The sequence below is a fragment of the Weeksella sp. HMSC059D05 genome, from assembly GCF_001809725.1.
GTDB lineage: Bacteria > Bacteroidota > Bacteroidia > Flavobacteriales > Weeksellaceae > Weeksella > Weeksella virosa.
On the sequence record NZ_KV798524.1, the window covers coordinates 254,170 to 276,761 of the forward strand.

At 36.0% G+C, this 22,592-nt stretch carries 27 protein-coding genes; 12 read left to right on the forward strand and 15 right to left on the reverse strand.

Annotated features, from left to right (window positions below; genetic code table 11):
* Positions 1 to 43: 43 nt before the first annotated feature.
* The 8 genes from HMPREF2660_RS03795 to HMPREF2660_RS03830 all read right to left on the reverse strand — a co-directional run bounded on the left by HMPREF2660_RS03795 (position 44) and on the right by HMPREF2660_RS03830 (position 7,412).
* Entirely contained in the window at positions 44 to 562 is a 519-nt protein-coding gene (locus HMPREF2660_RS03795; protein ID WP_115041908.1) for an OmpH/Skp family outer membrane protein, read from the reverse strand.
* 55 nt (positions 563 to 617) lie between these two features.
* On the reverse strand, positions 618 to 1,208 hold the full coding sequence (locus HMPREF2660_RS03800) for an OmpH/Skp family outer membrane protein (protein ID WP_013598205.1): 591 nt from the start codon (positions 1,206 to 1,208) through the stop codon (positions 618 to 620).
* Positions 1,209 to 1,277: 69 nt separating this feature from the next.
* The gene (bamA, locus tag HMPREF2660_RS03805; protein ID WP_232013422.1) at positions 1,278 to 3,809 is read right to left on the reverse strand and encodes an outer membrane protein assembly factor BamA; all 2,532 of its coding nucleotides are present in this window, start codon (positions 3,807 to 3,809) and stop codon (positions 1,278 to 1,280) included.
* Between the two features lie 20 nt (positions 3,810 to 3,829).
* Entirely contained in the window at positions 3,830 to 4,573 is a 744-nt protein-coding gene (locus HMPREF2660_RS03810) for an isoprenyl transferase (RefSeq protein ID WP_041942296.1), read from the reverse strand.
* Between the two features lie 7 nt (positions 4,574 to 4,580).
* Entirely contained in the window at positions 4,581 to 5,390 is an 810-nt protein-coding gene (locus tag HMPREF2660_RS03815) for a type IX secretion system protein PorG (protein ID WP_070485661.1), read from the reverse strand.
* A gap of 113 nt (positions 5,391 to 5,503) precedes the next feature.
* Entirely contained in the window at positions 5,504 to 6,385 is an 882-nt protein-coding gene (locus tag HMPREF2660_RS03820; protein ID WP_070485663.1) for an NAD kinase, read from the reverse strand.
* A gap of 8 nt (positions 6,386 to 6,393) precedes the next feature.
* The gene (locus HMPREF2660_RS03825; RefSeq protein ID WP_070485665.1) at positions 6,394 to 7,047 is read right to left on the reverse strand and encodes a CBS domain-containing protein; all 654 of its coding nucleotides are present in this window, start codon (positions 7,045 to 7,047) and stop codon (positions 6,394 to 6,396) included.
* Between the two features lie 14 nt (positions 7,048 to 7,061).
* Complete coding sequence (locus HMPREF2660_RS03830) at positions 7,062 to 7,412, reverse strand: MmcQ/YjbR family DNA-binding protein (RefSeq protein WP_013598211.1); 351 nt, start codon at positions 7,410 to 7,412, stop codon at positions 7,062 to 7,064.
* 68 nt (positions 7,413 to 7,480) lie between these two features.
* Between HMPREF2660_RS03830 and HMPREF2660_RS03835 the strand changes: the two genes are divergently transcribed.
* From HMPREF2660_RS03835 to HMPREF2660_RS03845, 3 genes are all read left to right on the forward strand, one after another.
* Positions 7,481 to 8,395: a mevalonate kinase family protein gene (locus HMPREF2660_RS03835; protein WP_070485667.1), complete on the forward strand. Its 915-nt coding sequence runs from the start codon at positions 7,481 to 7,483 to the stop codon at positions 8,393 to 8,395.
* Positions 8,396 to 8,405: 10 nt separating this feature from the next.
* Entirely contained in the window at positions 8,406 to 9,266 is an 861-nt protein-coding gene (locus HMPREF2660_RS03840; protein WP_070485669.1) for a geranylgeranylglycerol-phosphate geranylgeranyltransferase, read from the forward strand.
* Between the two features lie 70 nt (positions 9,267 to 9,336).
* On the forward strand, positions 9,337 to 10,230 hold the full coding sequence (locus HMPREF2660_RS03845) for a pseudouridine synthase (protein WP_013598214.1): 894 nt from the start codon (positions 9,337 to 9,339) through the stop codon (positions 10,228 to 10,230).
* Positions 10,231 to 10,402: 172 nt separating this feature from the next.
* On the opposite strand, the gene rpmA is transcribed toward HMPREF2660_RS03845, so the two are convergent.
* Entirely contained in the window at positions 10,403 to 10,660 is a 258-nt protein-coding gene (rpmA, locus tag HMPREF2660_RS03850; protein ID WP_013598215.1) for a 50S ribosomal protein L27, read from the reverse strand.
* 32 nt (positions 10,661 to 10,692) lie between these two features.
* Positions 10,693 to 11,052 (reverse strand): 50S ribosomal protein L21, encoded by a 360-nt coding sequence (gene rplU / locus HMPREF2660_RS03855; protein WP_041942100.1) that lies wholly within the window; start codon positions 11,050 to 11,052, stop codon positions 10,693 to 10,695.
* A gap of 159 nt (positions 11,053 to 11,211) precedes the next feature.
* Here rplU and HMPREF2660_RS03860 point away from each other — a divergent pair, with 159 nt between their 5' ends.
* Genes HMPREF2660_RS03860 through HMPREF2660_RS10755 form a run of 3 tightly spaced genes read left to right on the forward strand, consistent with a single transcriptional unit; the run spans position 11,212 to position 13,720 of the window.
* Positions 11,212 to 11,445 (forward strand): FeoA family protein, encoded by a 234-nt coding sequence (locus tag HMPREF2660_RS03860; protein WP_013598217.1) that lies wholly within the window; start codon positions 11,212 to 11,214, stop codon positions 11,443 to 11,445.
* Positions 11,446 to 11,454: 9 nt separating this feature from the next.
* Complete coding sequence (gene feoB, locus HMPREF2660_RS03865) at positions 11,455 to 13,545, forward strand: ferrous iron transport protein B (RefSeq protein ID WP_070485670.1); 2,091 nt, start codon at positions 11,455 to 11,457, stop codon at positions 13,543 to 13,545.
* A 19-nt stretch (positions 13,546 to 13,564) separates the two neighbouring features.
* Positions 13,565 to 13,720, forward strand: a complete 156-nt coding sequence (locus tag HMPREF2660_RS10755; protein ID WP_013598219.1) for a FeoB-associated Cys-rich membrane protein — start codon at positions 13,565 to 13,567, stop codon at positions 13,718 to 13,720.
* Positions 13,721 to 13,790: 70 nt separating this feature from the next.
* On the opposite strand, the gene deoC is transcribed toward HMPREF2660_RS10755, so the two are convergent.
* Entirely contained in the window at positions 13,791 to 14,534 is a 744-nt protein-coding gene (gene deoC, locus HMPREF2660_RS03870; protein ID WP_013598220.1) for a deoxyribose-phosphate aldolase, read from the reverse strand.
* A 177-nt stretch (positions 14,535 to 14,711) separates the two neighbouring features.
* Positions 14,712 to 15,689 carry an endonuclease/exonuclease/phosphatase family protein gene (locus tag HMPREF2660_RS03875; RefSeq protein ID WP_013598221.1) on the reverse strand — a complete coding sequence of 326 codons (978 nt, stop codon included), beginning with the start codon at positions 15,687 to 15,689 and terminating at the stop codon, positions 14,712 to 14,714.
* A gap of 70 nt (positions 15,690 to 15,759) precedes the next feature.
* Here HMPREF2660_RS03875 and HMPREF2660_RS03880 point away from each other — a divergent pair, with 70 nt between their 5' ends.
* The 5 genes from HMPREF2660_RS03880 (at position 15,760) to HMPREF2660_RS03900 (ending at position 19,689) form a co-directional block, all read left to right on the forward strand.
* Positions 15,760 to 16,368: a trimeric intracellular cation channel family protein gene (locus tag HMPREF2660_RS03880; RefSeq protein WP_070485672.1), complete on the forward strand. Its 609-nt coding sequence runs from the start codon at positions 15,760 to 15,762 to the stop codon at positions 16,366 to 16,368.
* Entirely contained in the window at positions 16,365 to 17,306 is a 942-nt protein-coding gene (gene hutG / locus HMPREF2660_RS03885; protein WP_070485674.1) for a formimidoylglutamase, read from the forward strand. Before HMPREF2660_RS03880 ends, hutG begins: the two co-directional genes overlap by 4 nt.
* A gap of 132 nt (positions 17,307 to 17,438) precedes the next feature.
* Positions 17,439 to 18,305, forward strand: coding sequence for a sigma-70 family RNA polymerase sigma factor (locus HMPREF2660_RS03890; RefSeq protein WP_013598224.1), 867 nt, complete (start codon positions 17,439 to 17,441; stop codon positions 18,303 to 18,305).
* A gap of 134 nt (positions 18,306 to 18,439) precedes the next feature.
* A complete protein-coding gene (gene rpe / locus HMPREF2660_RS03895; protein WP_070485676.1) occupies positions 18,440 to 19,087 on the forward strand; it encodes a ribulose-phosphate 3-epimerase in 648 nt (215 codons plus the stop codon).
* A 104-nt stretch (positions 19,088 to 19,191) separates the two neighbouring features.
* Complete coding sequence (locus HMPREF2660_RS03900) at positions 19,192 to 19,689, forward strand: regulatory protein RecX (RefSeq protein WP_013598226.1); 498 nt, start codon at positions 19,192 to 19,194, stop codon at positions 19,687 to 19,689.
* 5 nt (positions 19,690 to 19,694) lie between these two features.
* Here the strand turns inward: HMPREF2660_RS03900 and HMPREF2660_RS03905 are convergent, their stop codons facing one another.
* Both HMPREF2660_RS03905 and HMPREF2660_RS03910 read right to left on the reverse strand, forming a co-directional pair.
* A complete protein-coding gene (locus HMPREF2660_RS03905) occupies positions 19,695 to 20,384 on the reverse strand; it encodes an aminotransferase class IV (protein WP_141743541.1) in 690 nt (229 codons plus the stop codon).
* Entirely contained in the window at positions 20,284 to 21,234 is a 951-nt protein-coding gene (locus tag HMPREF2660_RS03910) for an aminodeoxychorismate synthase component I (protein ID WP_070485679.1), read from the reverse strand. The genes HMPREF2660_RS03905 and HMPREF2660_RS03910 overlap by 101 nt, the downstream gene beginning before the upstream one ends.
* 151 nt (positions 21,235 to 21,385) lie before the next feature.
* Here HMPREF2660_RS03910 and HMPREF2660_RS03915 point away from each other — a divergent pair, with 151 nt between their 5' ends.
* On the forward strand, positions 21,386 to 21,958 hold the full coding sequence (locus HMPREF2660_RS03915; protein ID WP_070485681.1) for a nitroreductase family protein: 573 nt from the start codon (positions 21,386 to 21,388) through the stop codon (positions 21,956 to 21,958).
* Between the two features lie 62 nt (positions 21,959 to 22,020).
* Here the strand turns inward: HMPREF2660_RS03915 and HMPREF2660_RS03920 are convergent, their stop codons facing one another.
* Complete coding sequence (locus HMPREF2660_RS03920; protein ID WP_070485683.1) at positions 22,021 to 22,482, reverse strand: DinB family protein; 462 nt, start codon at positions 22,480 to 22,482, stop codon at positions 22,021 to 22,023.
* Positions 22,483 to 22,592 lie beyond the last annotated feature (110 nt).

Genomic DNA, 22,592 nt, shown 5'->3' on the forward strand with positions numbered 1-22,592 from the left:
AAAAAGCCACTAAATTAGTGGCTCAAATGTAAGGTTTATTTTTTTATTTTATTTTCAATTCTGTTTTCACGTCATTAAACAAGTCGTATCCACCACCTGTGTAGATTGCCATGTTTTCTGGTAAAACATATTTGATGTTTTTTCTTTTCGCTACTGCATCGATTGCCATTTTTACTTTGTTGTAAATTGGCTCGAACAAAGATTTTTCTTTTTCTAACATTTCTTTTTGTGCAGCTTCACGGTAAGTTTGCAATTTTTGTTGGATTGCTTGTTCTTGCTCTTGGTATTTTTTCTCAATGATGATTTTTTGTACTTCTTCTTGAGATTTTCCTTGCAAATCTTTTTGTGCTTGTTCCATTAAAGCTTTATAAGAAACTTCGATTTTTTCTATTTCGCCTTGGTGTTTTTTACCTAAAGCTTCATAGTCATCATTTGCTTTTTTATATTCTGGCATTGCATCGTAAACTTTATTAAAATCGATATGCGCAATGTCTTGAGCAAAGGTTAGGATGCTACCAAAAACAAACATGGTTAATAGAGCGATAAATTTCAAGTTTTTCATATTCATAAATTAAATGTATTAAACGTATAATGCTTTTTCGGGTTTATATTTTTTTCTATCTTCTTTTTCCTGAACGGTTGTTGTTATTATTTTTTGGGTTAGTTGTTGTGTTTTGTTGTGTTTTTACATTGTAGACTTCTGGCACCAAAATTTTCAGAACTTCTCTACTGATATCGAATTTAGGGTCAGTGTAGATCATAATCAAATCACTTCCTTTATCAAAAACAAAGCTATAATTTAATCGGTCTGCGACTTGTTTGGTTGCGTTGTAAATCTGATCCTGGATTGGTTTTACCAAACTTTTACGCAAGTTGATCAAATCTCCTGTAGGGCCATAACGTTTGTCTTGCAAAGAACGAATAGCTGCGAGCTCATCATCTATTTTCTTTTGTTCGGCTTTCACTTGTTCGTCGGTCAATAGAATTTTTTCTGCTTCGAATTCTGCCTGAAGCTTTGCTACGGCTTCCTTCTTTAGTTCGATTTCCTTCTGCCATGCGTCGGTTTGTCTCTGAAGATTGGTTTGTGCATTGGTATAGGCAGGGAAATTATTCAATATAAATTCTGTGTCGACATAGCAAAAGCGTTGTGCAAAGCTTTCCTTGGTAAGCCCGAGAAATATCAGCAATAAAAAAATCCACTTTTTCATAATATGTGTTTTGTTATTTCGAAAACTATGCCAAACAATTGGTTTTTTCTTTGTGCGAAAATAATAAAATTAAAAAGATTGTCCAATAATAAAATGTGTTTGCCAACCCGATGGTTCGATGGCGCCTATAGCTTTGTCGAATCCATACCCAAAATCGAATCCGAGCATACCAAAAGCAGGCATAAAAACGCGTACACCTATACCAGCAGAACGGCGTAGTTCGAATGGTTTGTACTCGCGAGCATTTTCCCATGTGTTACCAGCTTCGGCAAAAGCCAAGGCAAAAATGTTGGCAGTTTGACTCATTGTGATTGGGTAGCGCAACTCGAATAGGAATTTGTTATAAATGGCTCCACCTCCTTCTGGTGTAATGTCTTCATTTACACGTCCTCCTGAATTGGTAGAATCTTCGTACCCGCGTAATGGAATGATTTCTCGACCATCGAAGCGTTGTTGCATCAGTCCGGTTCCTCCGATATAGAAACGCTCGAACGGAATGGTCCCAATGTCGTGGTTATACGATCCTAAATATCCAAACTCTGCTCCCAAACGTCCAACTAATTTGCCGATTAGTTCTTTGTACCAGTTTCCTTTCACTTTGATTTTGTAATACTCTAACCATTCGATTTTTTCTTGCGGGCTTAGTTTTTTATAATCTTTGTTGTTTACCAAAGAGTAAGGGAAAGTCATGGTTGCATTGACGCTAAAGTCTGATCCTCCTTGTGGGAAAATCTGGTTCGGACCTGCTGAATTACGCGAGAGTCCAATGGTATAATTTATATTGTTCGATTTTCCATTCGAGTAGTTAATATTTCCCGCAGTAAATAGGTTGTAGTTTTCATAGTCATACTGTTGGAATGATATGGAGTGGCTTAGACGGAAATAATCATCAGGCCAAGTGAGTAATTTACTCATACCAACACTTCCTCCTATAATGTTTAGTTTTATACGCTCATTATGGTTGTCACGATAGTTGTAGCGTGAATAATAGAACGAGGTAGAAAGGGATGTAGGACGTTTTCCTCCGATCCATGGTTCTACAAACGAAAAACTATAGTTTTGGTAACCATAACCGGCTTGTGCACGTATCGATAATTGTTGGCCGTCTCCTAAAGGAACAGGTTTCCATGCCTTTCGATTGAAAATATTTCCGATAGAAAAATTCCCGAAAGTCAAACCTAAAGTTCCGATAAAGGTTCCTCCACCGTATCCTCCTTGTAACTCTACTTGAGACGAAGATTTTGGTGCTACTTTCCAATTGATATCGACCGTGTTGTTCTCGAAATTTGGTTGTACATCTGGTACAATTTGCGTTGGCTCTAAATAACTTGTAGCGGCTAACTCGTACATAGTACGTTTGATATTCGACTTAGAGAACAAATCTCCTGGTTGTGTACGTAGCTCTCGGTACAGAATATGATCGTGTGCTTCTGTATTTCCCGAAATTGTTACTCGGTTGATGGTTGCTTGTGTTCCTTCATTGATTTTTATCTCTAGATCGATGACGTCATCTTGGATATTTTTTTCTATCGGTATTACACTGGCAAAGAGATAACCATCGTCCATGTATAGGGTTTTGATATCATCATCTTTTTCAGATCCAGTTACTTTTTTGTTGATACCAACTGCATCATATCGATCGCCTGTTTTGTAAGAAAATACTCGAGCCAATTGTTCGGAAGTAAAAACAGAGTTCCCGGCAAAAGTGATGTTCCCCAAATAATAAGGCTTTCCTTCGTCTACCTTGATGTGAATTATCACTCTATCGTCAGAAATTTTCTCGATACGATCAGAAATAATTTTTGCGTCGCGAAAACCAACAGATTTGTATTTCTCTACCACTTTTTTCAGGTCATCTTGATATTTTTCATCAATCAATTTAGAGGGTTTGAAGAAGTTGATCGATTTACGCTTCGTATCCTTCATTGCTTTACGTAATTTTGCGTCCGAAAGTTCATGATTGCCTTCGAAAACAATGTCTTTGATTTTCACGCGTGGCCCTCGATCTACTTTTATATCAAGATTTTCTTTGTCTCCGTCTGTTTTGATGCGGTTGATCGTAATGACAGGTTCTGGAAATCCTTTTTGTACGTAATATTCTTTGATGTTGTTTCGGGTCTGATTTAATAGGTTATTGGTAATTTTTACACCAGGATCGAGTTTGTTTTTTTTGATAACCTCATCGCGTTGTGACTTCTTTATACCGCTTATATTAATTGCCTCTAATTCGGGTAAACCGAGTAAGTTGAGTTCTAAAATTACTTCGTTTCCTTGAACAGAACTTACATAGACATTGATGTCAGAGAACATTTTAGAACGCCATAGTTTTTTTACGGCATTGTTTATTTTGGTTCCTGGAATTTCTATTTCATCTCCCAAAGAAAATCCCGCAAAACGCAAGATTTGATTTTTAGAAAATTTTGTGTCGCCTGTCAACTGTACATCTTTTAGGATGAACGTGCGGACATTATTTAAATTACTAAAATCCTGTGGTGTAACGGTAGTTTGTTCTACTGCAGTAGGAATACTGTCGTTTACTTGTGCATTTACTACAGTTAGGTAAGCTCCTAACATCCACATAGACCATGTTATTTTTCTCATACTTCTGTACTTCTAGAAAACTAGATTAATTGTTCACTTGTTTTGCCAAATCTTCTTTCTCTCCCTTGATAGTTGAGCACTGCTTCGTACAAATTCTCATGGGTAAAGTCGGGCCAAAGTGTATCGGTAAAATACAGTTCGGCATAGGCTATCTGCCATAGTAAGAAATTACTTATTCGTTCTTCGCCACTTGTTCTTATCATTAGATCGACCATAGGTAAATGGCGCGTATAAAGATGTTGTTCGAATAATTGTTCGTCAATTTCTTCTAGGCTAATTTCTCCGTTTTTATAGGATTGAGCGATTGATTTGGTTGCTGATAATATTTCTTCTTTCGATCCGTAACTCAAAGCCAAAGTTAGGGTAGAACCAGTGTTGTTTTGGGTGAGTTCGAGACCTTTTTTCAATTCTTTTAAGGTAGCTTGGGGTAAGCGTTCTACATTTCCAATGACGTTGAGACGAACATTGTTTTGGTGTAGTTCTTTGATTTCTTTCTGGATAGTTTGGGCTAAGAGAGTCATCAATAAACTAACTTCTAGTTTAGGACGATTCCAATTCTCAGAGGAAAATGCATAAAGCGTAAGGTAAGGGATGCCCAGTTCACGGCAAGCTTCTATTGCCGCCCGTACTGCTTTCAAGGCATTTTTATGTCCGAAAGTTCTTTCGTGTCCTGTTTTTTTTGCCCAACGACCATTCCCATCCATTATAATGGCAATGTGTTGCGGAACTCGCTTTCGGTCTATTTGATCTATTTTGCTCTCCATTTTTTTATTAATCACAGTAACATGGTGGTCTTCCGAACGCATACGTAAGGCTTAACCCCGAGAAAACATACCAATCGGTGTTAGAGATGTTGCCAATTCGTTGGTAATCTAAATATTTTGTGGCATCTACTTCTTCTCTCAAATTACCATTCTGATCATACAAATTACGGTTAAATGTGTATTCACTATAATCTAACTTATCGCTGTTTGTATAGCGGAAACCAACCTCGGCAGCAAGAACCCAATTGTAATTAAATTTTATTTTATACCCGACACCTATCGGAAGTGAAAAGTTGGCAGCAGATTTTTTGCGAACATCAATTCCTCTTGGATCGACTACGTTTCCTTGACTGTCCTTTATGTCGGTTTCTCTAAAAAATACTTCTCTTTCACGAGACATAAAACCAGCAATCCCGGCAAAGATAAAAGGAGAATGTGCATTTCCCTCATCATTGATCGGAAAAAAATTATATTCGAACAACAACGATCCTTCTGTTATGTTGTTTTTGAAAAATTTTTTTCGGTTTCTTTTGTATAATTGATTAGAGTTTTGATCATGATTATTTACCTGAGAATGATAAAAGCCTAATCGTACGCCCATATAGGGATTAAAATTGAATCGATAAATAAGCCCTGCAATATAAGGAATGTTTATTTTCCCGCTTTCTAAGCGATTCGGGATTGGGTTTACATAACTCTCACTTCCTATGTCGGAGATGAGGTTTGCACCTCCTAGAAAACCTCCTAATTCGTGCCGCTGTGCTAGCAACGACGTGGCATTGACCAATAATAAAAGTGCAAGAAAATAGTTCTTCATAATGACCATAATATAATAAGTCGCTGCTTATACTTTTCAATTTAACGAACAAATATAAACAAAACTGATTTCAACCTAATTGATTTAACAAAAATTAAGAAGAATTATTGTAATTAATTTCTTTTGTCCGATCCCCACAGAAGTTTTTCTCGTAGTGTATTGAAGTAATTTATCTCATTCGTTTCTACTATATAGACATAGAAGTTTGCTTTTTTCACTCGGATTTCTACCTCGGTAGACAGAGCTAAATTGCGAGAGTCCAGCGATAAAAAATATTCATTGGCACGGCTGTTTACTTTCAGGTCTATACAAGCTTCATCATCTACAATGAGTGGCCGCACATTTAAGTTGTGCGGTGCAATCGGTGTTATGATAAAATTTTCGGTCGATGGATGTACAATCGGGCCTCCACAACTCAACGAATATCCGGTTGAACCTGTTGGGGTAGAAATAATGAGACCATCGGCCCAAAAAGAATTTAGGTATTCTCCATCCAACCAAGAATCTACCGTAATCATACTGGTTGTTTCTCGTCGGGTAACTGTAATTTCATTCAGAGCAAATTTGTCGACTAAATCTAATTCGCTATTAGAAGAAATACTCAATAAAGTTCTCGGAACCAATTTGTATTGATCATTGAAAATGTTTTCTAACTGATCGATAAAATAATTTTTGTTGATTGTAGCCAAAAATCCTAAGCGGCCGGTATTTACTCCAACAATAGGAATTCCACTGTCTTTGATGTACGAAATTGCACTGAGGATTGTCCCGTCACCACCAAATGTAAAAAAAAATTTAGAGGTTTTATCTAGAGTCTCGAAATCGTCGAAAGTTTCTATCTCCGACAAATCAAAGTTGGTGTACTCTCTCAAGATTTGCTTAAATTTTTCTTCGATACAAAACTCCACCTGATGCTTCGTTAAGAAACTTAGAAAAGGATCAATAATGTCGTGTAAAGAAGTGCTTGTTTTTTGCCCAAATAATGCAACTTTCATGCGGTAAATTATGGATTGATAAATTTGATTAATTGATTGTAACGATCGTTCAAAAGTTCAGTTTTTTCGTCATTATAATACTTCTGTACTACTTGATAACCAAATCGCTCGAAGGTTTCTCCTATTGATAAAATATTGTCTGATTGTACCTTGATCAATATTTTGGTTTGATCTTCTACTTGTCGTAAAATAAATGAACCGAGTAATTTGCTATTGTGCGACTCGACAATGTTTGCAATAGAAGTCATAGATAAATCGGTAGTTGCAATCGATAAAAGCATCGTTGCGCCAAAATCATCGATAAATGGTGTTGAGGCAAAAAGATCTATTATATCATTTTGTAAAATAGCCCCTAAATATCGTTCATCTGTATCAAAAACAGGAACCATGTTTGTATGGTAATGATGCATCATGCGTAAAGCATCTAGGACTGTTTGCTCATTGGTTACCATGAATTTTTGAACATAATCTGTACAAATAAAATTTTCCATCTCTAGACCGTCAACCAAATCTTCTTCAGAGAGATTGCCGATAAATTGTAGATTTTCGAACATAGGAAGATGCGTAACGCGTTGCTCATGCATCAGACGTAAGAGTTCTTGCGGTGATTGTTTACGTTTTCCTGGTATAAAATCTTTGTGTATATATTCGGCCGTGTACATAATTGCAAAGGTAGTTATTTTAATTGTACTCTCACTTTTTTTGGTAAGCCATTCAATACGCAATTATACGAATGGTCAATCAAAGAAAGAAGCAGTGCATCGTTGTCCAGCTCTTCGGGGCAAACTGTATTCCAGTGCTTCTTATTCATATGAAAACCAGGTGTAATGGCAGAAAATTCTTCTCGCAACTCTATCGCATAGTTAGGATCACACTTCAGATTAATCCGATAAGGTAGTGCATCCAGAGCAGTAAGACAAAAAATTTTGTTTGCTAAACGAAAAACCAAAATATTTTTATCAAAAGGGAAGTCTTCTGTAACAAAAGGTTTGCTAAGACAATAGTTGCGCACTTCTTCTATATTCATCTTGGATTGCTTTTTGCATACAATGGTAAAGAAATTATTTGTAATTTTGTATAGAATTTCAATTGCCTATGAAAAGCCCTTTGTTTTACGCGAAAATATTACTCTTCGGAGAGTACGGAATCATCGAAAACTCAAAAGGTTTAACGATTCCTTTTAATGATTATAAGGGTGTATTAAAATTCGATAAAAACGAATTTTCTTCAGAATCGAATCTACATTTGAAGAAATTTGCAACCTACTTACACGAAAACTTCCCGAAAGACTTTCGTACCCAACAATTTATGTCTGATGTAGAAGCAGGCATGTATTTTCATTCAGATATTCCGCAAGGATACGGCGTAGGAAGTTCGGGCGCTTTGGTAGCTGCAATTTATGATCAATATGCGATCGAAAAAATAGATGTCGAGCAAGAAATTACCAAAGAAAAAATAGCCCAACTCAAAAAGCTTTTTTCTCAAATGGAAAGTTTTTTTCATGGAACAAGCTCAGGGATTGATCCATTGATTTGTTATATGAAAATTCCCTTACTCATCCAGTCCAAAGACGACATTTCCACGGTAGGATTACCAGCAGAGAAAGAAGGAACAGGGGCAATATTTTTAATCAATTCCGGAGCACCTGGCGAGACTGCACCTATGGTTCAGTTATTTTTTGAAAAGCTGAAAAATGAAGGATTTAGAAAAACCTTGCGCGAAGAGTTTATTAATTACAATAATGCGTGTATTGATGATTTTGTGAAAGGAGAGTTTAAGCCTCTTTTTGCAAATTTAAAAAAACTATCATCTTGGGCATTTGAACATTTCCGTCCCATGATTCCTGCCAAATTAGTTGATGCTTGGAAAAAAGGAATCGATACCAACTCTTATTACCTCAAATTATGTGGATCGGGTGGGGGTGGTTATGTTTTGGGTTTCACCGAAGACTATGCGATCGTTGAAGAGCAATTAAAACACCTGAACCCAGAAGTTGTGTATAGATTTTAGCTATTACCGAATGAAGGAGGTTCTAATAAAAACCTTTGCTTTACTCAATGTAGTTCGCGTGTATAACCTCATGGTTTTGGCATTAGCACAATATTTGGCAGCCCTTTTTGTTTTTGCACCCAATCAATCGCATAGAGAAATCATCCTCGATCCAATATTCAATGCCATTGTTTTTGCATCCACACTTAGTGCTGCAGCAGGCTACATCATCAATAACTTTTACGATCTAGAGAAAGATGCTATCAAACGGCCTTTATTGGCTTATCTCAACCGAAAAGTATCGCAAGGTTTCAAGCTTCGTTTGTATATTTTCCTCAATTTCTTAGCTCTTTTGCTTGCATTTTACGTCTCGTGGCGAGTTTTATTGTTTTTTGTGGGGTATCAGTTTCTTGTTTGGATTTACAGTCATCGAATCAATAAAATTGTATTCCTAAAAAACCTATTTTCTGTCATATTACGGGTTTTCCCATTTTTTGCATTGCTATTATACTTCGAAAATTATCATTTAAATGTCTTTGTTCATGCAGGCTTTCTGACGGTTTTGTTGATGATAACCGATTTATTAAAAGACCTGAGTTCGCAAAAAGCAGATGCCATTTATGGATACAATACTTTGCCAATAGTCTATGGAGAAAAAAGAACCAAAACAATTTTACAACTTCTTTCTTTATCAGCAATTTGTTTAGCAATTTTTTTGGTAGTTTCCTATTCTTTGGGTAGTATGCAATACTTTTTTTATGCCTGTATATTTATTCTGTTAGGCTTTATTTTCAGGATCGGCAGGATAAACTCTATCCGCTATTATCAGGCCATGCATTTATTTTTTAAGGCGATTATCGTAACGGGCGTCATAAGTATTATATTCATCTAAATAAAACTCGTAAATTTGCAGCAGATGGTTTGTCCGCAGGATGGAAAACTGTCCTAATAAATTACGAGATATGAATCAACGAGGAAATAATCGTTCGTCTAAGAACAAACCCCAAAACACCAATCCAAAAGCGCGAAATAATCGCAAATCGGCAGAAGATCGTACGTCTAAAAATTATAAAGGAAAACCAGCGTACAACGTGTACAACAAAGACCGCTTCAATAAAAAACTGAAACCTGCACCAAAAGATGACGGTACAATACGTCTCAATAAATATATCGCAAATGCCGGTATATCATCTCGTCGAGAAGCAGATGAACTTATTTTGACAGGCGTAGTAACCGTAAACGGTAAAGTAATAACCGAAATGGGATACAAAGTGCAGCCGACAGACGAAGTGCGTTTTGATGGAAAGAAAATTTCGGCAGAGAAAAACGTATATTTTATTCTCAATAAACCAAAAGGTTATATCACTACGACGAAAGATGAAAAGAATCGTCAGACGGTTCTAGACTTGATGGAAGGTGCAACTACAGCAAGAATCTTTCCGGTAGGACGATTAGATAGACAAACAACTGGAGTTTTACTTTTTACAAACGATGGTTTTCTTACCAAAAAGTTAACACACCCGAGCCATGATGTGAAAAAAGTGTACCATGTGACATTAGACAGAAAGCTTTCTTCGCATGATATGGCTGAAATACGTAAGGGAATTCGCCTAATCCCAGAAGGAGTGGCTACAGTCGACGAGGTGAGCTTTATCGATGGGCGACCTCATAATGAAATAGGATTAGAGTTGCATATTGGCTGGAATCGAGTTGTGCGAAGAATATTCGAAAGTTTAGGCTATCAGGTAGAAAAATTAGATCGCGTATCTTTTGCTGGCCTAACAAAATCTAAACTAAGACAAGGTCAATACCGAGCTTTAACACCCCAAGAAGTAAATTTCTTGAAAATGGTCTAGATAATATTAAGCCTCTAAATGTTTTAATCTTCAAAAACTTCGAAAAATATTTCGGAGTTTTTTGGGGAAATTATGCAACAATAATTTATTGATGAAACTATTATAACGTATTTTATTCATAAACAAAAAAACCACTTCGTTAGAAGTGGTTTTTTTGTTTATGACTTTGTTTTTAGTTTACTGGTTCAACAGAAACATATGATCTGTTATCACGTTTTTTAGTAAAAACAACTTTTCCATCAACAAGTGCAAATAAGGTATGATCTTTACCAATTCCTACATTGTTTCCTGGGTGGTGTTTAGTTCCTCTTTGACGAACAATAATGTTACCAGCAATTGCTGATTGTCCACCAAAAATCTTAACACCTAAACGTTTCGATTCTGACTCGCGACCGTTTTTCGAACTACCGACTCCTTTCTTATGTGCCATTTCTAGTTACTTTTTAGGGTTAATACTTAAAATTATTCAGCAGCTTCTTTTTCTGCTTTTTTCGCTGTTTTCTTTGCAGCTTTTGCACCACCAATTGCAGTTACTTCTATTTTGGTAAATTGTTGACGGTGTCCGTTTCTTTTTTGGTAACCTTTTCTTCTTTTCTTTTTGAAGATGATTACTTTGTCTCCTTTTACGTGCTCAACGATTTTAGCAGTAATGCTAACTCCGTCTATAACTGGGGCGCCAACTTCGATAGTCCCGTTGTCGGTTAATAACACGCGATCGAATGTAACTTCGTCACCTGCTTCACCTTTCAAGCGGTTTACGAACAATTGTTGGTCTTTTTCAACTTTGTATTGAAGCCCTGCTATCTCTACAATTGCGTACATGTTAAAAAAATATTGGTTAATAAAATTGGATGCAAATATAAGATGTTTTTGTTCGTTTGCCAAATATATTTCAAGAATTATAAAATAAAATCATGTTTTTGATTTTAGGGTTATTTAGAAAAAATAAAAATAAGTAACTTTGCACCAAGATTTTGAACTATGCAATTTTCACTCAAAGATTTAAAAGTAGGAGATAAAGGTAGAATTAAGATTGATGACAACTTGGATATAGCGCCAAAATATATAGAATTAGGCTTAACACCAGGAGCAATAATCGAAGTGAAATCTAAAGCGCCTTTAGGAGGTCTTATTAGTGTAAAACTATTAAAAAACAATGTGCTGTTGGCACTGAGAAAAGCAGAGGCTCATACATTATTGATTGAAAAAATCTAGGAACCCATCATGAAGAAAATAGCACTTGTAGGAAATCCGAATGTCGGGAAAACATCCTTATTCAATCAATTAACACAATTAAGACATAAGGTAGGGAATTATCCGGGTGTAACGGTAAGTAAACGAGAAGGAAAAATAACGTATAAAGGAGAAACCTTCCGATTGATTGATTTACCCGGAACGTATAGCTTGTATCCCAATTCGTTTGACGAGCAAATTGTATTTAATATCCTGAATAACAAAAATCATCCAGATTATCCTGACTTGGCAATTGTTATAGGAGAACCTTCTAACCTGAAACGGTCAATAATCCTTTATCAACAGGTAAGAGAATTAGGTGTACCTGCGATTTTTGTCATTAATATGATTGATGAGTTGAACTTGAAAGGTGCCGAAATCGATTTAGAAAAACTAGAAGCTTATCTCGATACAAAAGTCATTACAACCAATGCACGTGAGGGTGAGGGATTGATAGAGTTGAAAGAAGCTTTGCATTATCAACCCGCCAAAGCAAAACATCATTTTCTTCTACCAGAAGAAACAAAACAAACAATAGAAGAGGTGAAATCAACTTTTCAGCTCGAAAATGATTATTTGGCTTGGCATTATCTGGCACAAAAAAATATTCCAGAGCTTAGCCGAGATCAACAACATAGAATAGACGATATTCGTAGAGAGAACAACTTTATTTACAAGCGATTGCAAGTAAAGGAAATTGTAGAAAGAAATCGAGAGCTCGATCAAGCACTCGACGAAATTGTAAATTACCATGTGCAAACATCGCTTACCACCACCGAAAAAATAGATAAAATATTAATGCATCCTATATTGGGTTACTTATTCTTTTTCTTGGTGATGTTTTTGATGTTTCAGACCGTTTATTTTTGGGCAACCCCTATTATGGATACGATAGATGAAGGGTTTGCTTGGCTAATTTCATGGTTATCAGATGTTTTGCCAACAGGTCCTTTTTCTGATTTGGTAGCGCATGGTTTCGTAGCGGGAATTGGAGGAATCTTGATTTTTATTCCACAAATCATGTTACTATTCTTTCTGATCGCCATAATGGAAGAAACCGGTTACATGAGTAGAATTGTTTACCTATCAGATCGTTTCTTAAAACCTTTTGGGCTGAGTGGGAAAAGTGTAGTGCCTTTGGTCTCTGGTGTTGCATGCGCTGTCCCTGCGGTGATGTCGGCAAGAAACATAGAAAACACAAAAGAAAGACTACTTACGATGTTAGTAACACCGTTTATGACGTGTTCTGCTCGTTTGCCTATTTATCTTATTATAATAGAATTAGTGATTCCGGCAGAGAAAATAGGCTGGTTCGATTACCGAGGAATTACACTTTTTGTAATGTATCTTTTAGGAGTAGTAGGAGCATTAGGAAGTTCATTTATCCTTAATAAAATTATTACAACAACCCATCGTTCTTTCTTTGCAATCGAATTACCAAACTATAAAATGCCCGATTGGAGAAATGTTTTCACAAGCGTATACGAAAGTGTCTCAGGCTTTGTAATCGATGCCGGAAAAATTATTTTATCCATGGCGGTTATTTTATGGGTAATGTCGAATTTCAGCTTCAAAAAAGACTTCTATCATGCAGAAGAAGTAGTGCAAGCGGCTCATCCTACCATAAGCGGTGAAGAATTAGAACGAGAAATAAAAAGCTTTCAGGTGACCCACTCTATCCTAGGACAATTGGGACACTTTATAGAACCTGCGATTAGGCCTTTAGGGTATGATTGGAAGATGGGAATCGGTTTGATTTCTTCTTTTGCAGCACGCGAAGTTTTTGTAGGTACAATGGCAATGGTTTATAGTATGAACGAAGATTTCGAGGACGAAGAACAAAAAATAACTTTGTTGCAAAGAATGAAAAGCGAGATCAATCACAATACAGGGAAACCTGCTTATAATATAGCTTCTGGTGCTTCTTTACTTTTGTTTTATGCTTTTGCAATGCAGTGTATGAGTACAATTGCAATTGTGAAGAAAGAAACCGGCTCTTGGAAATGGACCCTGTTTCAAGCTGGGCTTATGACAAGTATTGCATACATCTTGGCATTGATTGCCTATCAGCTATTGAAATAATTTATAATAGAAAAATGCCATGTCGAATATCTATGTACAATATGGTTTTATAGCTATTGTTTTTATGATTGCCGTTTGGTATATTGTAAAAATGATAAAAGACGCAATAAAAGGAAAAAAACAATGCAGTAAAGGTTGTGGATGCTCCTCAACAATAGAACCTAAAGACAAGTAAAAAAAAGTGTACCGCTCTGGGATACACTTTTTTATGTTGATTCTATTTATCAATAATTACGAATAGTAGATTAATAATCTTCTTTGCTCGTTAAACCTTTTACAATAGCAAGTGCAGAAGACGTCCCGATACGCTTTACACCCAAGTCGATCATCTTTTTTGTTTCTTCGTACGAGCGAACACCACCCGAAGCTTTTACAAGAAGTGGACCGGCATTATCTAACATAAGCTTTATCACATGTTCATTAGCTCCATTGGGTTCACCATTTGGGGTTTCGAAAAAACCTGTAGATGATTTCACAAACACACGGTCTGCTTGGTCTTCACCAATTTTTTCGATAACAATATTTCTAATCAACTGAGTAATACGAACAATTTCTTGATCGGTAAGAGCAGCAGTTTCGATAATCCATTTGATAATTTTTCCTTCTCGTAAAGCAACACGTGTGCAAGATTCTATTTCTTCGCTCACTTTTTCTACATCGCCTTTTTTGTAGGCGGTATAGTTGATCACAAAATCCAATTCATCTGCTCCATCGGCTATGGCTTTTTGTGCTTCACGTAATTTTTCATCAACCTCTGCAGTTCCTTCTGGGAAATCGATGACCGTCCCGAGTCGCACATTAGAGGCATGTGCATCTAACAACTCGCGTACCGATCGAACATAATCGGGCCGAATCATTACCGCATAAAAACCATTGTCTATAGCTTCTTGGGTGACTTCGTGTACTTTGTTCAACGTTTCTGAGTTCGAAATTCCGGCTTGTTCGGGTGTTTTCAAATAGGTTGAATCTAAATAATCTTTAACAGTCATTTTATTGCTTTGCTTAATAATCTTTTTTATCTGTTTTTCATCCAACCAAAACTTGATCGAATGTGGTTTTAATTTATTAAGTTATTGCGAAACAATTTCGAAACTAATCTTCGATTTATTATAGAGCGTTGATTTATAGAGTTTTATCTCGAAATACTACCCAGAAACTTCTTTCGTTTACGAATTGTCTCGTAACGCAAAGTTATAATTAATAATGCTAATAATTGGAAAATGATCACTCGGACCTCCGAAATAATTTTTACCTCTGAAAGTGTTTTGTGGTTGTGTTGAGGTGTTTATATTGTTGAAAATAAATTTGTTAGGGTTGAAAATTTGTGATTTTTTCCAATGAAAAAAAGAATCTTTTTTTATGAAATTTTTTGAAAATAACATTTGGTCAAAGATTAAACGTTGTTTCTTGTACACTATTGTACCCGTGTCGTAATTCATCATTTTCACAAAAGGATTGAATAAATCATTCGACCGAACATCTTGTAAATTTGCTTTCGTAGACAAGATGTTAATCAGTTGAGAGTTATTCGGTGTATCATTAAAATCTCCCATCATTACGATATTGGGCTCGTGCTCTTTTGCGTACAAAATATCCAACTCATTTTTCAGGACTTGTAGGATATTTGATCTTTTGTGTTGATTGAGCAATCCTCCTCTTCTAGAGGGTAAGTGTAGAACATATAGATGCAAAATTTCATCACAATGCTTTGCTTTCACCCACAAAACATCTCGGGTATACGACCGGATTCCTAGTGTATTACGAAAAACAACGCGAATTGGTTTAGAGTCTAGTATTGTAGTTTCATCTTTTTTGTATAACAATGCTACATTGATATTTCGTTCATCGAGCGAATCGTAGAAAATATAATCATACCCATCCGAAAAAAGCTGTGGATGAGATACAATATCTTCTAAAACTAATGCGTTTTCTACTTCGGCCAAACCAATAAACGTAGGAGAACTTCCGGTTTCTTGTCTCCCAAGATGATGAAGCGTTGTGCAAACTTGGTCAAGCTTTTTTGCGTACCGACTTGTATTCCATTTTTGTTTATTGCCCACTATAAACGATTCTTCGTCGGTAGTATGTAATTGTCGAGCATAAAAATTCTCAACATTATAAAAGGCAATTGTAAACTGTTTCAAAACTATTAATACTTCAATATTTTTATATTTGCAAAAATGATGCAGAAATAGAAAATATAGTAAAACTTTAATGACCATACAATATTTATTCGAACTTTTTGGAACCGTAGTGTTTGCAATTTCAGGAGCTTTGGCCGGAGATGAAAGACAAAAACACGATTGGTTTGGGATTACTTTTATTGCTTTTATTACTGCAATCGGTGGTGGAACGCTAAGAGATTTATTTCTTGATAGCCATCCGTTGGTCTGGATGGAAGACATGAACCTGATCTATGCGGTTTTTGTGGGTATTATTCTCACCGCTCTTTTTACCAATGTACTGTCGCGTTTGCGAACAACGCTATTGCTTTTTGATACAATTGGAATTGCACTTTTTACCATTGTAGGATTAGAAAAAGCACAAAGTTTCGGTGCCAATAATTTTATATCGGTCCTGATGGGGATGTTTACCGCAGTAATGGGAGGCGTTTTGCGTGATGCACTTATCAGTAGAACGCCAATAATTTTCATGAAAGAAATCTATGCAACAGCATGTATTTTGGGTGGTGTCCTATATTTAGTACTCGATTCTTTTGGTTGCAACCGTAATATAAATTTCGTAATTTCGGGTGCTGTTATTGTCCTGGTTCGGATGCTAACAGTACGTTATAATATTTCACTCCCTAAGTTTTATAAATGAAAGAACTACAAAAATTCGATCCTACAATCTGGCAAGGCCGGAAAGATGAAGAAGATGGTTTAGATGGCATCCGAATGCACCAAATTATACAAGAATACCAAGAAGCAGAAGCTTATAAACAAGTCTTATTGGGTTTTGGTTCGGATGAAGGAGTGAAACGAAATAAGGGTCGAGAAGGCACTGCGGAAGCTCCGAACGAAATCAGGAAAGCTTTGGCAAATTTACCCGTGCATTTTAACCCTATCGAAAAATCAATTGCCGATGCCGGAAACGTTCTTTGTATAGAGGGTGATTTAGAAAGAGCGCGTTTATTGCAAATAGATAAAGTGGGTGAAATTCTATCCAAAAATCAACTACCAATTGTAATCGGTGGCGGACACGAAACATCTCTAGGAAATTATTTGGCACTTGCCAAGCACTATCAGAATATTGCGATTATCAATATCGATGCACATTTCGATTTACGTAGCCCAAGCCCCAAAACATCTTCGGGTACGCCTTTTTACGAGATGCACCAATTTTGTGAAGAAGAAAATCGCATCTTCGATTATTCTGTTTTGGGTGTGCAAGAAAACGGGAATACAATGGCGCTATTCAAACGCGCCGAAGTCTGGAAGGTGAATTACCATTTAGCAGACGAAATCCATTTTAATTTCGAACAAATGCTAAGCAATCTTCGACTGAAACTAACCTCGGCAGATGCGGTTTATCTTTCTCTAGATATGGATGTTTTTGATGTAGCTTATGCACCTGGAGTTAGTGCGCCAAGCATCAATGGGCTCACACCTTTTCAGGTAAAATACTTAGTAAAATTGATTTCGAAATCGGGTAAATTACGCTTATTCGATTTGGTGGAAGTGAATCCGAGTTTAGATCGAGATAATCAGACCTCGAAATTGGCTGCACATATGATTTTAGAGGCAATAAAGCAAGCTTAGAATAAATTTTTTTATTTTTTTGTAACTTTTTCTTTTTTTTTACGTATACCTAATATGTAGACGCATTACATTATGCTTTCTACTTGTAAAATATATACGCAATTAATAAATTTTTTTTAGAGATTTAGTTTAATGAGACAGCTTAAAATTACCAAACAGGTTACCAATCGAGAAACCGCATCGTTGGACAAATATTTACAAGAAATTGGGAAAGTAGATCTGATTACCGCAGAAGAAGAAGTAGAACTAGCACAACGCATAAAAGCAGGAGACCGTGTAGCGTTAGAGAAATTAACAAAGGCAAATTTGCGTTTTGTGGTATCAGTAGCGAAACAATACCAGAACCAAGGACTAAGTTTACCCGATTTAATTAACGAAGGAAATTTAGGTTTGATAAAAGCAGCACAGCGTTTTGACGAAACACGTGGTTTTAAGTTTATTTCCTATGCCGTTTGGTGGATTCGTCAATCTATTCTACAAGCCTTAGCAGAACAATCGCGTATAGTTCGTTTACCACTCAATAAAATTGGATCAATCAATAAAATCAATAAGGCTTATGCTTTATTAGAACAAGAGCATGAACGTGCTCCGTCTGCAGAAGAAATTTCCGAAGTATTAGATATGTCCGAAGGAGACGTAAAAGAATCTCTCAAAAACTCTGGTCGTCACGTATCGATGGATGCTCCATTGGTAGAGGGAGAAGACTCTAATCTCTACGATGTATTAAACATCGGTGAATCACCATCACCCGATAATACGTTGATGATAGAATCCCTACGAGTAGAAATTGAGCGTGCATTACAAACCTTAACACCAAGAGAGGCAGACCTTATCCGTTTGTACTTTGGTCTCAATGGAGCTCACCCGATGACTTTAGAAGAAATTGGAGAAACATTTGATCTAACAAGAGAACGTGTACGTCAGATTAAAGAAAAAGCAATCCGACGACTGAAACATACTTCGCGATCTAAAATCTTAAAAACTTACATCGGTCGATAAAAAATAAAAACACTAAATTTTCTATGGATTTAGTGTTTTTTTATATCTAAAAGAAACTATCAGAAAATAAAAAAACTGTTAAGAATAAGCGATTTTTTTATTCTTAAATTTGCTCAAATAAAACATAAAAAACTATGGCTATTATTGCTCCTTCTATTTTGGCTTCGGATTTTGCTCACCTAGGGAAAGATATAGAAATGGTGAACAATTCACAAGCTCAATGGTTTCATCTCGACGTGATGGATGGCGTTTTCGTACCCAACATTTCTTACGGGATGCCTATCATCGATCGTATCAATCAGCTGACAAATAAAGTTCTCGATGTGCATTTGATGATTGTAGAACCAGAACGATACATTACGGCTTTTAGAGAAGTAGGTGCCGATATATTAACCGTTCATTATGAGGCAAGTACGCATTTGCATAGGACCATTCAGGCCATAAAAGCAGAAGGGATGAAAGCAGGCGTGGCACTCAATCCGCATACACCTGTTTCGGTTGTAGAAGATATAATAGAAGAGCTAGACTTGGTGCTCGTTATGAGTGTTAATCCAGGGTTTGGAGGACAGAAGTTTATCGAAAATACCTATCGAAAAATCGAAAAATTAGCCGAGATGAAGAAAGAGTATAATCCTGGTTTGATTATCGAAGTTGATGGTGGAGTAAACACTGACAATGCACCGAAATTAACTGCAGCTGGCGCAGATGCTTTGGTTGCTGGAAGTGCTGTTTTCAATGCTGAAAATCCGACTGAATATATTGCAGAATTAGTCAAAGCATAGATAAAAATATATTTTTTTTCGACAAGAAATTATTCTATCAATAGCCCAAAGAGACTTGTTTCTTTGGGTTTTTTATTTGTAATAAAATCGATTAATTTAGCAGAATGAATCGGTACGAATCACCCAAAAAAAGCTTCACACTTGAAGAGATAAAAGATAAAATGGGACATTTTTGTCTTTATCAGGATCGTTGTTTTTGGGAAATTGAGCAGAAATTACGCGAATTTGATCTTATCCCCGAAGCCAAAGAAGAAGTAATTAGCAAGCTGTATCAATATGGTTTTATCAATGAAGAAAGGTTTACCAACCAATATGTAAGAGGAAAATTTAATCAGAAAAAATGGGGGAAAAATAGACTACGAATGGAATTGAAAAAAAGACAAATTCCAGAAAAAATGATTCTCGAAGCATTTCGATCAGAGATTGATCAAGATGACTATTATACAACCTTAGAAAAGTTAGCAGAAAAGAAATATTTGAGCTTGGAAAAAGAAAAAGAGAGTTATAAAAAACAACAAAAAATTAGAAGCTATTTGGCTTATAAAGGATATGAGTTTGATTTAATTCAAGAGGTTGTTGCTCGATTATTCGAAAAAAAATAATTAACTCAACATTTTTGCTCTATAAGAATTGCCGAAATAGCAATTTCCTGAGCTTCATCAAAGCTTCTCATCGCATTAATCCGCTTGAAACTTACCAATTTATCCAAGTCTTCTGTCCTGATAATCACAGGTAAAATGCCATGATTTTCGATCAGGTTCTGGCGCATACATCCTTCTAATAAAGGCTGTGAAGGAGTAAGCCATCGGTGTCCATCAAAAAAAATAAGATTGCAATAAGTGGTATCTGTGATCAAGTTGTTTTGTATCAAAACTAAATCTTGTGCGTTGTGTTCATCGAGTAACTGAGCAAAATAAGCTCGATTGCTAGATTTGTACGTGTAAGAAAAGGATGAATCAATCGTTACGGCACTAATTTTTTCTATTTCATCGATTTGATAATCAGTGGCTTTTACAGACAAAATTCGCTCATTGTACAAAACCCTTAACTTTTGTTTTCCACTGTGAAATTTTTGGGGGATATAATCTGCTAAATCGATAAAGTCTGTCGAACCAAAAATCATTTTACGCGTATGATTTAGGCGTCTGTTATGGTAACGCAAAAGCCGAGGTTTACCGTCGATTAGGCAAATAGTCTCAACAAATGGGTACGTATATTTTCTGTAACAGTTCTCTATATTCACTTTCTGCATTGCTTTTACTGGTAATTCCACCACCACTTTTGTAGTATAAATCACCGTTTATGTTTTCTATAAACCGAATCATAACTGCACTGTCGAGGTTTTTACCATCGAAAATGCCAAAAACGCCTGTGTAATAATTTCGGTCATATTCCTCAGCTCTCAAAATCAGTTCCAAAGTTTTTGGTTTAGGCGCTCCACAAATTGAGCCAGCAGGTAAAAGCGCATCGAAAATAGTGCCCAATCGAGCTGTATAATCATCAGGTAAATCACCAACAATCTCCGAGCTTACTTGTAACAAAGTTTTTTGCGGGGTTTGAATTGTATCGATATAACGATACCGAGAAACCGTAACATTTTCTGCGATTTGACTTAGATCATTCCGAATCAGATCAACAATTGTCGCATGTTCTGCCGCCTCTTTTTCGTCTGATAAAATGCGTTTTTCCGCATCGGGAATCGTCGCATCGATCGTTCCTTTCATCGGATAAGAGAAAATTTTATTATCCTGTATTTTTATAAATCTTTCGGGAGAAAAGCAAACAAAGTTTTCGGTAAGAAGTTTGAATTTCGCATGCGAATTCTCGAAAATAAATGGCAAACTAGCTTTGGTTTTTATTGCCGTTGGTTGAGTAAGATTCAATAGATAAGAATCTCCACGGAGAATCGCCTCATGAACCAAATTGAATTTTTTCTGATACTCGGCAAACGAAATCGGTTTTTTTTCTAGTTCTATCGTTTGTGTAGAAGATTTTTTCTGGGTGTTTAGTTGATACCGAATGGTTTCGGGTAATTCTGAGAGCGGGTAAATCTCTGCTTCTGTCTTCAGAAAATTAATCATAAAGAAAAAGGGAACGCCTTGTTTCCCAAATGTATTCATGGTTTTGATGAATTCTTGCTGATTCATTTATGAATTGAATGTTGTGGTTTGATTGTTAAAGTTATCATTTTCTGTTGTCGTGGTAAGAATTATGACTTCCTCTATTTAGTAAAAAAAAATATCGTAATTTTGAATCATTAAAAATAAAAAATCTTTTATAAAAAAACTCCACAAAAATATGGTTTCCGAAGAATTATTAAAAACACTTCAGAATAGAAGATCGATCTATCCGATAGAATATACCGATGAAAAAATATCACAAGAAGAACTTAAGCTCTTGTTAGAGGCAGCAAATTGGGCACCAACCCATAAAAAGACCGAACCATGGCGTTTCAAGATTGTGCAAGGAGAAGGGAAAGAACGATTGAAAGAATTCATGAAACGCGTATATGTGCAGTCGACCTCTCCAGAAAAACTAAGTGAACGAAAGTTGAATGACATGGCCGAAAAATGTGATAAATCTCAGGCAATAATTCTCATTTCGTTTATTGATACCGGAAAAGTGCCAGAGTGGGAAGAGTTAGCTTCTACTGCAATGGCCGTGCAAAATATGTGGTTGATGTGCGGGACGCTGAACATCGGTTCTTATTGGTCATCGCCAGCAAATATTATAGCCAATATGGATGAGTTTACGCCAATGCAAGAAGGCGAGAAATGTGTTGGGATTTTTTATTTAGGTAAAGCAACTAAAAGAGAGCGATTAGCAGAACGTAAACCAATTGAAGATAAAGTTGTTTTTATCAATCACTAAAAACTGAAAAAAGGAAAGCTTATTCATGTATTGTGCTATGAGTAAGCTTTTTATAGATAGAATCAAAAAGGAATGTTTTTTTTCAGGGCTAGAATATAGCCAAAATGTATTCCTTCGTGTATATTGTTAAATTGGATAGCATCTTCTATACTTTCTAGTTTTGCTCCAAAACTTGTTGAGTACGGTTTGTAGTAAGCCAATTTCTCTGACCGATAATCCTTGTAGAGCAATTTTGGTGTTTGCTCTAGAACTTCTATTAGTTCTTCAACTTCCTTTTCGCTCACTTCAGTTGTTCCGATAGTGCCTTTCTTATAGCGTTCTATAAAACTCTTATCCACGTACATTTTGGTTTCTGTAAGATAGTACATAATAAGTTGCTGTGTGGCCAAAACATGAGCCGCATTCCAGAAAATATTATTTTTGAAACCAACTGGGATATACAACAGTTGTTGTAGAGAGTGGTTTTCGAGCTCATTAATAATGTTTTTTCTTATCAAGCCTAAATAATAGATCTGTTCCTCCATTTAGTTGGGATATTTTTAGCAAATTAGAAAAAAAATATGGTATTATAGTATAAAACAATTAAAATCAGTCAAGAAGATTTCCACTTCACAAGCTTATTGCCTAAATTTGT